15 protein-coding genes and 1 rRNA gene are annotated in these 13,212 nt (G+C 42.7%); 14 read left to right on the top strand and 2 right to left on the bottom strand.

From position 1 onward, the window contains the following. Positions 1 to 17: 17 nt before the first annotated feature. Complete coding sequence (locus AB6D07_RS15055) at positions 18 to 278, bottom strand: pyocin activator PrtN family protein (RefSeq protein WP_372065466.1); 261 nt, start codon at positions 276 to 278, stop codon at positions 18 to 20. 166 nt (positions 279 to 444) lie between these two features. Here AB6D07_RS15055 and AB6D07_RS15050 point away from each other — a divergent pair, with 166 nt between their 5' ends. From AB6D07_RS15050 to AB6D07_RS15025, 6 genes are all read left to right on the top strand, one after another. Next, positions 445 to 1,137 (top strand): S24 family peptidase, encoded by a 693-nt coding sequence (locus AB6D07_RS15050; RefSeq protein WP_372065464.1) that lies wholly within the window; start codon positions 445 to 447, stop codon positions 1,135 to 1,137. A 64-nt stretch (positions 1,138 to 1,201) separates the two neighbouring features. Then, positions 1,202 to 1,444: a DUF4177 domain-containing protein gene (locus tag AB6D07_RS15045; protein WP_372065461.1), complete on the top strand. Its 243-nt coding sequence runs from the start codon at positions 1,202 to 1,204 to the stop codon at positions 1,442 to 1,444. Beyond that, positions 1,444 to 1,650, top strand: coding sequence for a membrane protein insertion efficiency factor YidD (yidD, locus tag AB6D07_RS15040; protein WP_372065458.1), 207 nt, complete (start codon positions 1,444 to 1,446; stop codon positions 1,648 to 1,650). The genes AB6D07_RS15045 and yidD overlap by 1 nt, the downstream gene beginning before the upstream one ends. A gap of 136 nt (positions 1,651 to 1,786) precedes the next feature. Next, complete coding sequence (locus tag AB6D07_RS15035; RefSeq protein ID WP_372091753.1) at positions 1,787 to 2,881, top strand: hypothetical protein; 1,095 nt, start codon at positions 1,787 to 1,789, stop codon at positions 2,879 to 2,881. A 1-nt stretch (position 2,882) separates the two neighbouring features. Then, positions 2,883 to 3,230 carry an STAS-like domain-containing protein gene (locus AB6D07_RS15030; protein ID WP_372091756.1) on the top strand — a complete coding sequence of 116 codons (348 nt, stop codon included), beginning with the start codon at positions 2,883 to 2,885 and terminating at the stop codon, positions 3,228 to 3,230. Between the two features lies 1 nt (position 3,231). After that, positions 3,232 to 3,717: a hypothetical protein gene (locus tag AB6D07_RS15025; RefSeq protein WP_372091758.1), complete on the top strand. Its 486-nt coding sequence runs from the start codon at positions 3,232 to 3,234 to the stop codon at positions 3,715 to 3,717. A gap of 30 nt (positions 3,718 to 3,747) precedes the next feature. On the opposite strand, the gene AB6D07_RS15020 is transcribed toward AB6D07_RS15025, so the two are convergent. Further along, positions 3,748 to 4,830: a tyrosine-type recombinase/integrase gene (locus AB6D07_RS15020; protein WP_372091761.1), complete on the bottom strand. Its 1,083-nt coding sequence runs from the start codon at positions 4,828 to 4,830 to the stop codon at positions 3,748 to 3,750. 122 nt (positions 4,831 to 4,952) lie between these two features. Here AB6D07_RS15020 and dusA point away from each other — a divergent pair, with 122 nt between their 5' ends. The 8 genes from dusA to AB6D07_RS14980 form a co-directional block, all read left to right on the top strand. Continuing rightward, positions 4,953 to 5,963, top strand: coding sequence for a tRNA dihydrouridine(20/20a) synthase DusA (dusA, locus tag AB6D07_RS15015; protein WP_372091763.1), 1,011 nt, complete (start codon positions 4,953 to 4,955; stop codon positions 5,961 to 5,963). Between the two features lie 253 nt (positions 5,964 to 6,216). Further along, positions 6,217 to 6,438 (top strand): envelope stress response protein PspG, encoded by a 222-nt coding sequence (pspG, locus tag AB6D07_RS15010; protein ID WP_009847904.1) that lies wholly within the window; start codon positions 6,217 to 6,219, stop codon positions 6,436 to 6,438. A 135-nt stretch (positions 6,439 to 6,573) separates the two neighbouring features. Then, positions 6,574 to 7,296, top strand: coding sequence for a TIGR04219 family outer membrane beta-barrel protein (locus AB6D07_RS15005; protein WP_080518003.1), 723 nt, complete (start codon positions 6,574 to 6,576; stop codon positions 7,294 to 7,296). A 222-nt stretch (positions 7,297 to 7,518) separates the two neighbouring features. Next, positions 7,519 to 7,749 (top strand): hypothetical protein, encoded by a 231-nt coding sequence (locus AB6D07_RS15000; protein ID WP_004735813.1) that lies wholly within the window; start codon positions 7,519 to 7,521, stop codon positions 7,747 to 7,749. 123 nt (positions 7,750 to 7,872) lie between these two features. Continuing rightward, positions 7,873 to 9,738, top strand: coding sequence for an assimilatory sulfite reductase (NADPH) flavoprotein subunit (locus AB6D07_RS14995; protein ID WP_032499707.1), 1,866 nt, complete (start codon positions 7,873 to 7,875; stop codon positions 9,736 to 9,738). Next, on the top strand, positions 9,738 to 11,465 hold the full coding sequence (cysI, locus tag AB6D07_RS14990; RefSeq protein WP_017103338.1) for an assimilatory sulfite reductase (NADPH) hemoprotein subunit: 1,728 nt from the start codon (positions 9,738 to 9,740) through the stop codon (positions 11,463 to 11,465). The genes AB6D07_RS14995 and cysI overlap by 1 nt, the downstream gene beginning before the upstream one ends. After that, complete coding sequence (locus tag AB6D07_RS14985; protein WP_012603122.1) at positions 11,458 to 12,234, top strand: phosphoadenylyl-sulfate reductase; 777 nt, start codon at positions 11,458 to 11,460, stop codon at positions 12,232 to 12,234. The genes cysI and AB6D07_RS14985 overlap by 8 nt, the downstream gene beginning before the upstream one ends. A gap of 700 nt (positions 12,235 to 12,934) precedes the next feature. Next, positions 12,935 to 13,212 (top strand): 16S ribosomal RNA (locus tag AB6D07_RS14980); the annotation flags it as partial.

Raw genomic sequence — 13,212 nt, 5'->3', positions numbered from 1 at the left:
AAACGGAATGAATGGAATTAGTGCGTAGAATGCACTTCATCCCACTCTTCTTTTGCCTTGGCTTGTTGCTTTTCAATATGAGCAGCCAGTTCATCAACATTGATGAAGTAGTCGCCGTTTTTCTTACCAGTAAGACTAAAGGCAGGGATAGGAAAGGTATGTGCACGGATTCGCTCGTTAGCTGTTTTAATACGTAAGCCAAAGAACTCTTCACAGATTTCACTAACAGGAATGATTGGTTTGCCATAAGTTGCATGGAGCGCATATTTGATATTCATACATCACCTCATATAGAGACACGCCGAAAAGCGTGGTAAAGTAATTTACTGCAACCTAAAGCAAGTTAATTGACACTGAACTTCTTGGGTTGTCGTTATGTTTCGTTGATTTACTTTATTTTGCGTTCGTTGTCACTGGTTGTCAATGAGGGTTTGTGAGCTTTTTATGAAAGAATGGTTTCAGAGTTCGGATTTAATGGACTTACCTGGTATGCCAAGCACCAGAGCTGGCGTGTCTAGTCGTGCTAGAAGAGAGGACTGGAAGTCCCGTAAAGCAAGGGGAATGTCGCGTGGGCTTGAATACCACATCTCCAGTTTTAACGAGGAAGATCTAGCAGAACTACGAGAAAAGTTCGGCTCTGAAGTAATACCCGATAATGTGACCGAGCTCTCAAATGTGAAGGCCGTAAAATCGTTTTATCAGGCAGATGACTTGTGCGCTGTACCTGTTTATAACGTTTATGCGTCTTGCGGTTTTGGCGCTCAGAACGATGCGGAATACCAATTAAGAACAGAACTGTTGCCATGTTCACGCTTGAATCAGCATGGCTTAACAGAAAGCACCGCACGAATTGTTATTTGTCACGGTGACTCGATGGAAGACACATTGAGTAACGGTGATGAAGTGCTTGTCGATATCAGAGAACTTGAACACCCAGTAAATCATGGTGTGTATGTAGTACGTATTGGTAAGCATGTTTATATAAAGCGTTTGAAGTACGACATCATGGCAGAAGGCTACGAAGTCATTTCAGACAACAAAGATGAATATTCACCCTTTATTGTGAACGGAGAAAAACTCGAAGAGTTCGCAGTGATAGGGAAAGTAGTCACCACCGTCATGAAGGCGGTAATTTAGAAAAGCAAAGGCATCCGAAAGGGTGCCTTTTTTTTGGTATTGATAAAAATATAAAGAGAAAGGTATGTACGAATATAAGATGGTTCAGATTCCACCTAACATTGCTGTTGATATGAAAGACTCTCAAGGGGATGACGCAGCAAGGTATTTGGAGAATGTTGTTAACCAGTATGCGAGAGAAGGCTGGGAGTTTCATCGTGTTGACACTATTGGTGTTCAGATTCAGCCTGGTTGTATGGATGCACTTAAGGGAAGAAAAATGGAGAACGCTAGTTACTATGTAATTTCTTTCCGCAAAGAGGTTTGATGCTAGTTTACTTATCCATAAAGCTAATTGGTCTCTATCGATTGATTGCCCCTCATCGCTTAAGAGGGGCTTGTTTGTATAAGCCTACATGTTCTGAGTATGCGATTTTAGCGTTACAAAAATTCGGCTTTCTTAAAGGTTGGCGAATGGCCTTTAAAAGAATAGGTCGCTGTAAACAGCCGTTCGGGGGTATTGATTACCCATGATGATCGCAGCCCCAAATTCGAGGCTTGCTAAGCTTGAGCTGAATACTCTTATTCTAACTGAAGACGAGTTTAACCTTTTCTTAAAATCCGGTGTTTTACCACCACCTCCGAGCCTGGACGAGTATTAGAGTGTCAGATGAGAAAAATTGAACAGATCCACTCCCGTGAGCAAAGCTTGCAGCTACAAAAAAAGAACAGAAAGGTTGGCGCTTCCAGAGGCGTTAAGGCTCGTATTGGAGAATTTCTTTTTGGTAATCCCATTATTAAAGCTCCTCGAGAGATAGATCTCGTAGATGGAGATCGGAGCCAGATAGAACTGTTCTTTACCATGCTACGTGAAACGCTGGCTGATAACCCGAAATGTATATACCTGTCGTTTGAGTACACTACAATTTTTAAAGCTATGCCGATGCTAGTAATGTACTCCATCATTGATGATGCTAGAGAGGGGCTAGGTGTCACAACAAAAATTAACGTGATGTGGTCTAAACGTAGTGGTGACGTGAACACAATTATCAGAATAAGTGGAAACTTTTTGCCAGCTTCTAGTCGTGAGAAGTTAGTTGAAAGCTCTGATTACCTTCCTGTGATTATGGGAGATAATTCAAGAGCTATAGAGTTAAGTGGGAAGTTGGTCGACTACATTTTGGATAAGTATTTCCCTGAGGCTGATGCAGAAAAGGAACAACAAATATCATCTGCAATTCAAGAGACGATTGAGAACGTTGGGCGCCATGCATACCCCGATGTAGAAGATCACACTCAAAAACGTTGGTGGTTTGATTGCAACAGGATTCACGATAATCTTTATATCGTTATTTATGATAGAGGCATAGGCATACCTAGCTCACTGTCCAAAAATAATGCTGTATTCCTTGCTCGTATCAACGCTCTATATAACGAAAAGTATGTCGATGCTGTTGGGGAGGAAGCGACTTTAGATGACTTAACAAAACTGGAACGCTTAAAGACTTGGTTTAGCAGTAACTTGAACGATGGACAGTTAATTCGAGCGGCCATGCATATTGATGTGACGTCCACCGATTTGGCTAAGCACGGTCAAGGTAGTAAAAGTATTAAAGGGCTCATTACTAATGATGAAAATAGTTATCTGTTAATGTTCAGTAATTTAGGTTTTTATTGTTATAGTAAAGACAGAGAAGATACCGATCGTAGTATCAGAAACTATGAGCACACCATTCCTGGAACATTAATTCAATGGAGTATTTAAGGTGAATAACAAGCAGATAAAAGTCATAAACGACTTTCATAGCAAGCCTTATGGACGTTTTAAAACAGATGCTCCTGGCTGTGAATTTACTGCAGGCGAGGTATTTCGAGACGAACACCTTAGCCCAGCATTAAAAGAGTTCGACAATGTAACGGTTGATTTAACTGGGTATAATCGTTATGGGCGTTCATTCCTAGATGAGGCGTTTGGTGGCCTGATTCGAGAATGTGGTTTCACCAAGTCGGTTTTGGATAAAAAGCTTGTCTATGTACATGATGATTTAGCTTCTGTAATAGCTATTATTGATGAGCGCATTGAGAAGGCAGAACAAGATCGCTTAACGAGGTAGTATGAGCTATATGATTTATGTAGTCAGTTGGCTACTTGCTGTTTTCATACATTTAAACACGCTAAAACGAACTGCTCTTACAAATACTAAAGACGCCATCATTGAAGAGATATACTCACTATTAGATATTAATAAGAGCGACGATGAGACTCTTGTTAAAGAAACAACGTTCTCACATAAATTTGCTCGAATTGAAAGCAAGGTTAAAGAGTTTAATGGCATCTGCAAAAAAGATCTGATTGAAACTAGTCACGATGATTTTACCGAGTTATTTACCTTTGATATTGAGGATGGTAGTCAACAGATTCTAACAGCCAAATGCTACGATGCTGTTGACTATGTGGATAGGGTGTTTCATCGCCAAACGCAGAACCGCTCCTCGTTCTTTCATATGATTAGATACGAACTGGCTGGTACTGTATCTACTTTGGTAAGCCTGTATCTTATCGTGAAGTTTGTGTCCTGGTTATTTGGCGACAACATCTAATTTAAGCCCTGCTAATGCGGGGCTTTATTTTTATTCGCTAGGCATTGCTACAGATTTTTCATGCAGCTTATGCGGGAACAGCTGTGTGTATACTTGCCAAAGTATGTTTAGGTTTCGGTGACCAGTTACTTGAGCGACTTCTTCTATCGAGTAACCCAATTCAAAAAGCCTGCTTGCTCCTTCACGTCTTAAATCGTGGTAGCGCAAATCTTCTATTCCTAAACTATTACGTACTCGCTGAAACCCTGCCGAAACACTTCTAGGGTTATACGGGAATATCAGTTCGCCTCGTCGTTCTTGGCGTAAAACAATATCCATAGACTCACCAAGCAAAGGAACGATCATGTGGTTACCTTCTTTTTTGCGTGGGTCTTTACGGTTGCGAACGATGACGGTTTTATTCTCTTCGTTTAAGTCTTCCCATCGAATAGCGCAAACTTCACCAATTCGCATACAGGTTAAAACGCTAAAGTCTAGAATGTCGGTAAATGGAATACGGGTTGGCCCATTACTGCGGTAGCTCTCACGCTCAAGCAACCCTTGTTTTAACTTCTCAAGTTCGCCTTCGGTTGGCCTTCTGGTACGCCTGTCCGATTTGCCGACTAACTTCATATCAATAAGCACTGGCACCGCCTCTTCAAAGACAGCGTAGTTCGCCTCGATGTTAAAAACAGGGTTCGCCTTTTTCATCACTGAACGTAGATAAGCAATATCATGATAAATGGTTACTGGCTTAGCGCCTGCACCTTTTCTATCTTTACAGTGTTTAATGAGATCGGCAGTCGTTAAGCTGTTGGTTTGCACATTTGCGATATTGCAATCACGAAGCATTTTTATGACGTATTGCTTAGTGCGCCCTGTGTTGTCCCACAAATCACGCTCAGCGATAAATAAGTCAAGCAGCTCCGAAATAGTCGTAGCACGTTGAGATTTAAAGCCTTTGGCCTCTATCTCACTAACTTGATTCTTTGCCCAAGCAGTAGCTATCGCTTTTTTCTTATGTGTTTTGGCAAATCGGTGTACAATTCGCCCATTATTTTTGACAGTAATTGTCGCTTTATATCGCTTCTCGCCACTGGTGAGCGTCCGAGTTTGAATGCTAAAAGAAGCCATAGTTATCCCCGTAAAGGCGTACCGACTAGGTGAATTAAAGGTGTACTATAGGTGTACCACGAACGGCAAAACTAAGCAATTTAACGCAAAGCGCAGTAAAACAGAGTTTGAGCAAACCCTTTATGAACCTAGATAAATCAACGAACCCCAATAAATTCAAGGCTAACCGTTTTAGCGTTGCTCCGATGCTCGATTGGACTGACCGCCACTGTCGTTACTTTCACCGTTTGCTATCTCAGCAGACGCTTCTGTACACGGAAATGGTCACAACTGGTGCGATCTTACATGGTAAGGGCGACTTTCTAGAGTATAACGAGCAAGAACACCCATTAGCACTTCAGCTTGGTGGTTCAAACCCGGTTGACTTGGCGGCTTGTGCCAAGCTTGCTGGTGAGCGTGGCTACGATGAAGTAAACCTAAACGTAGGTTGCCCTTCAGACCGAGTTCAGAATGGGCGCTTTGGTGCTTGCCTAATGGCTGAGCCTGAGCTGGTGGCAGATTGTGTGTCAGCGATGAAAGAAGTCACGGATATTCCAATTACGGTGAAAACGCGTATTGGTATCGACGACCAAGACTCTTACGAGTTTCTGACTAAGTTTGTTTCTACTGTTTCTGAAAAGGGCGGTTGTGAGCAATTTACTATCCATGCGCGTAAGGCGTGGTTGAGTGGCCTTAGCCCGAAAGAGAACCGTGAGATCCCACCGCTAGATTACGATCGTGCGTACCAAATCAAGAAAGACTTCTCAGATCTTGTGATTGCGGTAAATGGTGGTATCACAACATTAGAACAGACTAAAGAACACTTGCAGCACCTTGATGGTGTGATGATCGGTCGTGAGGCATACCATAGCCCGTTTATCTTGGCTGAAGTTGATCAGCAGATTTTCGGTTTAGACACGCCAATCAAGAAGCGTTCACAAGTGGTTGAAGAGATGTACCCGTACATTGAGCGTCAGCTTTCGAATGGAGCGAGCCTTGGTCATATCTCTCGTCACATGCTTGGTTTGTTCCAAAGCATGCCGGGCGCAAGACAATGGCGTCGTTACATCAGTGAGAATGCACATAAGAAAGGCGCGGGCATTGAGGTGATTCAGACGGCATTGGCTAAGATCCCTAAAGAGCTAAACGTATAGACACCCTCAAGATTAAAGCAAAAGCCAAAAGCTAAGAATTAAAAGTTAGAAGCTTAAGGTTTAAATAATAAGGCTAAATTCGCCATTAGAGGCTAAATTTACCATTGTGAGCTTCCGAAAAGCCACGCATGAAGATGTGTGGCTTTTTATTTGCCTGATAAATAAGGAGTTTGTGGTTGTAGCTAACTTGGTATGGAAGCTGCAATGTTAGAAAGTAGGAAAGATAGGTCATGAACTCATTAGGGAGACCATTATGTTTGAATTAATCTTTGTTCTTATTTTCGTCGCAACTTTACTCGTTACTGGTATTACGTTTATGACGGTACTAGCGGCAACCGGAATCGCGTTAGCGGTCATGCTGGTCTTGGGTATGATGGGCGTTGTGTTTAAACTGCTGCCTTGGCTGATCGTGATTGCAGTGGGTGTGTGGTTTTTCAAAAACTATGTACACAGCTCTAACCAAAGACGTTATTAAGGTCATCGTGTCGTCAAATCTTTACTCGTCAGCGGTTTATCGTTTTAGAATTTAAGATGTGTGGTAGAATTTTCCCCAATAATCTATGAATGTGCATACAATTAGCACAACGATATGGAATTGGAGCTATCTCAAATGAATAAAATGCCATTAATTGCTTTAGTGGGAATGCTTTCTTTAAGCTCGGCAGTGTCCGCTGAAGAAGAGTTTTCTTACACGACTAAGATCGGTGCTGATATGTGGTGGGGAAGTACAAAGCTGAATGAAGCTAGGTCGAGTGACTCAAACTCACCTTCGTTGTATTTCGCATTTGAGCATAATGCCCCTAAGCTGCCAAATGCGAGTTTCCGCTACTCTACTGTTGATACAACATTGTTAGCGTTTGATAAGTATGACTACACGTTCTACTACACAATGTTGGATCACAAGTTGATGAACTTCGATGCGGGTGTGACATTTACTCAGTATGCAAACTCACATTACAAAGATCCGTACAGTTCGAAAACGACAAGTTTTGATGAGTTTACCTGGAGCTTCTACGGTAACGCAGAAATCAATGTCCCTAATACTCAGCTTGATATCATTGGTACGATGGAATTTGGTGATAGCAACGGTATTAAGAGTACCGATTTGATGGCGGGGGTTCAGTACCGTATTCCAGTGGCAGATACTGAAATAGCACTTCGTGGTGGCTATCGTGTGATCGACCTTGATTCGGACAAATTCTTCTCTTCAGAGCTGAACAAACCTCTTGAGACAGACAAAGAACCTGATCCGTTAGATGACCCAAAGCCAGGGCCACCTAAATCGTTTGTTATGGTTGATGGTTGGTTTGCTGGCGTAGAAGTACGCTTTTAGGCAATTAAAACGAATCTAGAACGAAATTTAAGAACGTCACTTTATTAAGTGGCGTTTTTTTATATCTATTGGTTATCCCCAAGCATCTTGAAGTTACTTGGGTATATACTTTTCTGGAATTAGTTAGCACATTCATCACTTTCGACCATCCTTAATACAGAGACCTAATTAGCGTCTATTCTTATAAGGTCTATGTTGTGAGGTCAAAGCAAGGGATGGAATATGACACTCAATGAATTACGAAATTTATATCGAGAAAATCTGTTGGTTGAAGCGATCATAGAGCCCTCAATTCAAGAGGGGTCTTGGGTTGTGGAGTTTCGCCATATGGGCGGTGGCTTTGTTTTGCTTACTGATGTTCATGGTGAAGAGTGTCATTACGCGGATTTAGACCTAGCATCTAAGTCGGCAATGGCGGTTGGCTTTCAACAAGTTCGTATTGAAAACCAGTAACTCAATTGACGTTTCAATCGGTTTTTACTTCCAAAAAGTTATAAAACATACTTTTCTATTCTTTCTTGTTATTAAAAGGAGTGGTTAATCTATCGTCACGCAATGATTAGGGATGTCGTGACCATGTCTTTAAATAAGAAAGAGTCTTCACAAAATAATAATGCACAGTCTGGGGCTACTGAGTTACCTGGGCTAGCAGCACCACTTAATGACCAACAATTGGGTCATCTTCAGCAAACTGTTTCTGAATTATCTTCTCAACAACTGGCATGGGTCAGTGGTTACCTTTGGGGTGTGAGCCAAACTCAGCCTGTGGGTGCCGCCGCGCCAATCGCTCAAGCAGCCGCTGCAGTAGCCGCAAAACCTGCGGGTAAGCTCAGCATTATCTTCGCTTCTCAAACCGGTAATGCGAAAGGTGTCGCTGAATCGCTTGAGGCAGAAGCGAAAGCCTTAGGGATTGCTGTCGAGCTTTTTGATGCAAGTGATTATAAAGGTAAGAACCTAGCCAAAGAGACACACGTCATTTTTGTAGCTTCAACCAATGGTGAGGGCGAAGCCCCTGATAACGCCATTGAGTTGCATGAATTCCTTCAATCGAAGAAAGCGCCAAAATTATCGAATCTACAATACGGTGTGATCGGTTTAGGCGACTCAAGCTATGAGTTCTTCTGCCAAACGGCTAAAGACTTCGATAACTTCCTCGCTAAGCTTGGTGCTAAATCGTTTGTCGACCGTCTTGATTGTGATGTTGATTACGAAGAGTCAGCAACGGAATGGCGTGCTAAAGCATTAGAGCAAGTAAAAGAGACGCTATCGACAGGCACTGAAGCCGATGTGGTTCAATTACCAGTAGGTCAAGCGGCTGCCGGTCATTCGCAATACACCAAACAAAACCCATACACCGCGACACTATTAACGAGCCAAAAGATCACAGGTCGTGATTCGGGCAAAGATGTTCGTCATATCGAGATTGATCTTGATGAGTCGGGTATTACTTACCAACCGGGTGATGCGCTAGGTGTATGGTTTGAAAATAGTTCAGAACTCGCAAATCAGATTCTTTCTAAGGTTGGGCTGTCTGGTATCGAGAGTGTCGATGTCGATGGTGACAACTTGTCTGTGCATAGCGCACTCGTCAGCAAATTCGAGATTACCTCTTCAAACCCTCAGCTTGTGACTAAGTTTGCTGAGCTATCGGGCAGCAAGAAGTTAATCAAGCTGGTGGAAGATAAAGACAAGCTTCGTGAATACGCGGGTAATACTCAAGTTGTCGATGTTTTAGCTGAGAAGAAAACCAAGCTATCGGCTGATGAATTGATTGGCCTACTACGTAAGTTAACTCCACGTCTCTACTCTATTGCGTCAAGCCAAGCAGAAGTAGATGAAGAAGTTCACTTGACGGTTGGTCTGGTTGAATACCAAAAGGGCGATGAATCTCGTCTGGGTGGCGCTTCAAGTTTCTTAGCTCAACGCCTTGAAGAAGGTGGTGAAGTGAAGGTGTTTGTAGAGAACAACAATAACTTCAAACTGCCGCAAGACGACAACACACCAATCATCATGGTTGGCCCGGGTACAGGTATCGCACCTTTCCGTAGTTTTGTTCAAGAGCGTGAAAACAATGACGCTGAAGGTAAAAGCTGGTTGTTCTTTGGTGACCGTACCTTTACTCAAGATTTCTTATATCAAGTTGAATGGCAGAGGTATCTTAAATCTGGTGCATTAACTAAGCTTGATGTTGCTTTTAGTCGTGATCAAAAAGAAAAGGTTTATGTTCAAGACCGATTAATTGAGCAGGCAGAGCAGGTTTGGCAATGGCTTCAAGAGGGCGCGTACCTCTATGTATGTGGCGATGCAACTCGAATGGCAAAAGATGTCCATGAAGCGTTGGTTACGATAGCGGAAAAACATGGCAATCAGAGCCGCGAACAAGCTGAACAATATATTAATGATTTACGTAAAGCGAAACGTTACCAAAGGGATGTGTACTAATGAGCAAGCAAGTAATAGAGCAAGAAGTGCTAGGTCAAGTACTGGGACCTTTGGCTGACAATGAACGTCTGAAGCGTGAAAGTAAAAATCTTCGCGGTACGATTGAACAAGATCTCCAAGATAGAATTACGGGTGGCTTTACTGCCGATAACTTTCAGTTGATTCGTTTCCACGGTATGTACCAACAAGACGACCGTGATATTCGTAATGAACGTACCAAGCAAAAGCTAGAACCTTTACATAACGTAATGCTTCGTGCGCGTATGCCAGGCGGCATCATCACTCCTAAGCAGTGGTTAGCGATTGATAAATTCGCAGATGAAAGCACCTCTTATGGTTCTATCCGTCTTACAACTCGTCAAACTTTCCAGTTCCATGGTGTGTTGAAGCCGAACATTAAGTTAATGCACCAAACACTAAACAGTATTGGTATTGATTCAATCGCTACTGCGGGTGACGTAAACCGAAATGTTTTGTGTACCACAAACCCGGTTGAGTCCGAGCTGCACCAAGAAGCTTATGAGTGGGCGAAAAAGATCAGTGAACACCTATTACCTAAAACTCGTGCTTATGCTGAGATCTGGTTAGATGGTGAAAAGCTCGCAACAACAGATGAAGAACCTATCTTAGGTAGTAACTACTTACCACGTAAGTTCAAGACGACGGTTGTAATTCCTCCGCAAAATGACGTAGATGTTCATGCTAACGATCTTAACTTTATCGCGATTGCTAAAGACGGAAAGCTGGTGGGCTTTAACGTATTAGTGGGCGGTGGTCTTGCAATGACGCACGGCGATACTTCTACTTATGCACGTAAAGCTGACGACTTTGGTTTTGTTCCATTAGAGAAAACGTTAGATGTCGCCGCTGCGGTGGTAACGACTCAGCGTGATTGGGGTAACCGTTCGAACCGTAAGAATGCCAAAACCAAATACACACTAGACCGAGTTGGTATTGATGTATTCAAAGCAGAAGTAGAAAAACGTGCAGGCGTTGAGTTTTCTGAAAGCCGTCCTTATGAGTTTACTGGCCGTGGCGATCGTATCGGTTGGGCGGAAGGCATTGATGGTAAGCACCATTTAGCGTTATTCATCGAAAATGGTCGTTTACTTGATTTTCCGGGTAAAGCGCTGAAAACAGGTGTTGCTGAAATAGCGAAGATCCACAAAGGTGACTTCCGCATGACAGCGAACCAAAATCTCATTGTTACAGGTGTACCTAAGAGCCAAAAGGCACAAATTGAAAAGCTGGCACGTCAATACGGTCTGATGGATGATGCGGTTTCAGAACAGCGCAAGAACTCAATGGCGTGTGTGGCATTCCCAACATGTCCGTTAGCAATGGCAGAAGCCGAACGTTTTCTTCCTGAGTTTGTAACGGATGTTGAAGACATTCTGAAGAAACACGGATTACCAGAAGAAGATAACATCATCCTTCGCATTACAGGCTGTCCAAACGGCTGTGGTCGTGCAATGTTGGCTGAACTTGGTTTAGTCGGCAAGGCTCCAGGGCGTTACAACATGCACTTAGGTGGCAACAAAGCCGGAACTCGTATTCCTAAAATGTATAAAGAGAACATCACGTCAGCTCAGATTTTAGAAGAGATTGATTCGCTGGTGGGGCGTTGGGCTACGGAACGAACGGATAATGAAGGGTTCGGTGATTTTACAATCCGAGCTGGCATCATCGAAGAGGTGATCATTTCAAAGAGGGATCTGCATGCATAATTCTGTCGCTTCAAAATTGAAGTTAGCAGAGCTACTCGCATTGACTAAGACGGAGCAGATACTTCGTCTTGGACAAATTAATGCTGAGTTAGAACAGCTAACCGCATTAGAAAGAGTGAAGTGGGCTCTAGAAAACTTAGAAGGAACACATGTGGTGTCTTCTAGTTTCGGAATCCAAGCAGCATTGATGCTGCACTTAGTGACTCAAGCCAAATCCGATATTCCAGTTATTCTGACAGACACCGGGTACCTATTCCCAGAAACGTATCGCTTTATAGATGAGTTAAGTCAGAAGTTGACTCTAAACCTTCAAGTCTTTCGCGCACAACAGAGCTCTAATTGGCAAGAAGCGCAATATGGCAAACTTTGGGATCAAGGTATAGAAGGGATAGAGAAGTACAACAAACTTAATAAAGTTGAACCGATGAGAAGAGCGCTGGATGAACTAGAGGCTGGCACTTGGTTTTCAGGGTTGCGAAGAGAGCAATCTCAATCGCGCGCAAACTTGCCGATCTTATCTATCCAAAATGGTGTGTTTAAGTTCTTGCCAGTAATTGATTGGACAAATAAAGATGTTCACTATTACTTGGAAGAGCATGGCCTTAGTTACCATCCACTTCGCGAGCAGGGGTACCTTTCTGTTGGAGATACTCATACGACTAAGAAATGGGAACCGGGTATGACTGAAGAAGAAACCCGTTTCAATGGTCTAAAACGAGAATGTGGTCTCCATGAAGACGATGGAGAGCAATATGGTTCTGGGATTTAGACCCATTGCCATTTAAAAAGCTGCCTCAAGGCAGCTTTTTTAGTTTCTAGGGGATAAAATTAAAGCGATTGTGGATAAGTCTGTGGTTATTATGTAGGTACTTTGTAGTTAAACTTGCATAAATAAGGCTTTGGGTGTTTATCCATCATCTAACCGTTATTTTTGCAATTTTCGGTAATAAATACTTGCCAATGTGAGGAACATCTCTATAATGCCGCCTCACTGACACGGTAGACGCCACAAGGCTTCAGCGAAGAATGTTAGTAAGGCAACTATCTTTAAGCGATAATTCGCTTCTACTTTTAGAAAGTAGAAATTAATTTTCAAAAGTGTTTGACACTGAGAATTAAAACGCTAGAATGGCCGCCTCTTCCGAAGTGATGTAAGTCACAACGAAGAGAAGCTCTTTAACAATTTAAACCTATCAATCTGTGTGGGCACTCGTTGATGAATATCAAAACGTTTTATCGTTAGATAAAACAGATTCTTCGGAATCAAAATGATTTCAATGAACTGAGTGACCTGAGCTAGAAGTAGTTCGAATGCTTTTTGGTTTTGCTTTTTATTAAAAAGTGAAAACAACAAGCGGCACAGTCAATTCATTATCATTCTGTTGGAATGGTAATAGCTTTAGAATTACATGTTCATGTTTACATGAATATTAGTTTTGAAGTCAGTATTCGTTGAGTCACAAAATCTTAAATTGAAGAGTTTGATCATGGCTCAGATTGAACGCTGGCGGCAGGCCTAACACATGCAAGTCGAGCGGAAACGACACTAACAATCCTTCGGGTGCGTTAATGGGCGTCGAGCGGCGGACGGGTGAGTAATGCCTAGGAAATTGCCTTGATGTGGGGGATAACCATTGGAAACGATGGCTAATACCGCATAATGCCTACGGGCCAAAGAGGGGGACCTTCGGGCCTCTCGCGTCAAGATATGCCTAGGTGGGATTAGCTAGTTGGTGAGGTAATGGCT

Source organism: Vibrio sp. 10N.239.312.C11 (assembly GCF_041466065.1).
Taxonomy (GTDB): domain Bacteria; phylum Pseudomonadota; class Gammaproteobacteria; order Enterobacterales; family Vibrionaceae; genus Vibrio; species Vibrio tasmaniensis_A.
Note: the sequence above shows the minus strand (reverse complement) of the source record. Positions and strands in the feature narration are given on the sequence as shown.

Coding starts and splice junctions, on each gene's coding strand:
- AB6D07_RS15025 (WP_372091758.1), top strand. CDS start 3,232: ATGAGCTATATGATTTATGTAGTCAGTTGGCTACTTGCTGTTTTCATA.
- dusA (WP_372091763.1), top strand. CDS start 4,953: ATGAACCTAGATAAATCAACGAACCCCAATAAATTCAAGGCTAACCGT.
- AB6D07_RS15000 (WP_004735813.1), top strand. CDS start 7,519: ATGACACTCAATGAATTACGAAATTTATATCGAGAAAATCTGTTGGTT.
- AB6D07_RS15055 (WP_372065466.1), bottom strand. CDS start 278: ATGAATATCAAATATGCGCTCCATGCAACTTATGGCAAACCAATCATT.
- AB6D07_RS14985 (WP_012603122.1), top strand. CDS start 11,458: ATGCATAATTCTGTCGCTTCAAAATTGAAGTTAGCAGAGCTACTCGCA.
- cysI (WP_017103338.1), top strand. CDS start 9,738: ATGAGCAAGCAAGTAATAGAGCAAGAAGTGCTAGGTCAAGTACTGGGA.
- AB6D07_RS15020 (WP_372091761.1), bottom strand. CDS start 4,830: ATGGCTTCTTTTAGCATTCAAACTCGGACGCTCACCAGTGGCGAGAAG.
- AB6D07_RS15035 (WP_372091753.1), top strand. CDS start 1,787: ATGAGAAAAATTGAACAGATCCACTCCCGTGAGCAAAGCTTGCAGCTA.
- AB6D07_RS15005 (WP_080518003.1), top strand. CDS start 6,574: ATGAATAAAATGCCATTAATTGCTTTAGTGGGAATGCTTTCTTTAAGC.
- AB6D07_RS15050 (WP_372065464.1), top strand. CDS start 445: ATGAAAGAATGGTTTCAGAGTTCGGATTTAATGGACTTACCTGGTATG.
- yidD (WP_372065458.1), top strand. CDS start 1,444: ATGCTAGTTTACTTATCCATAAAGCTAATTGGTCTCTATCGATTGATT.
- pspG (WP_009847904.1), top strand. CDS start 6,217: ATGTTTGAATTAATCTTTGTTCTTATTTTCGTCGCAACTTTACTCGTT.
- AB6D07_RS15045 (WP_372065461.1), top strand. CDS start 1,202: ATGTACGAATATAAGATGGTTCAGATTCCACCTAACATTGCTGTTGAT.
- AB6D07_RS14995 (WP_032499707.1), top strand. CDS start 7,873: ATGTCTTTAAATAAGAAAGAGTCTTCACAAAATAATAATGCACAGTCT.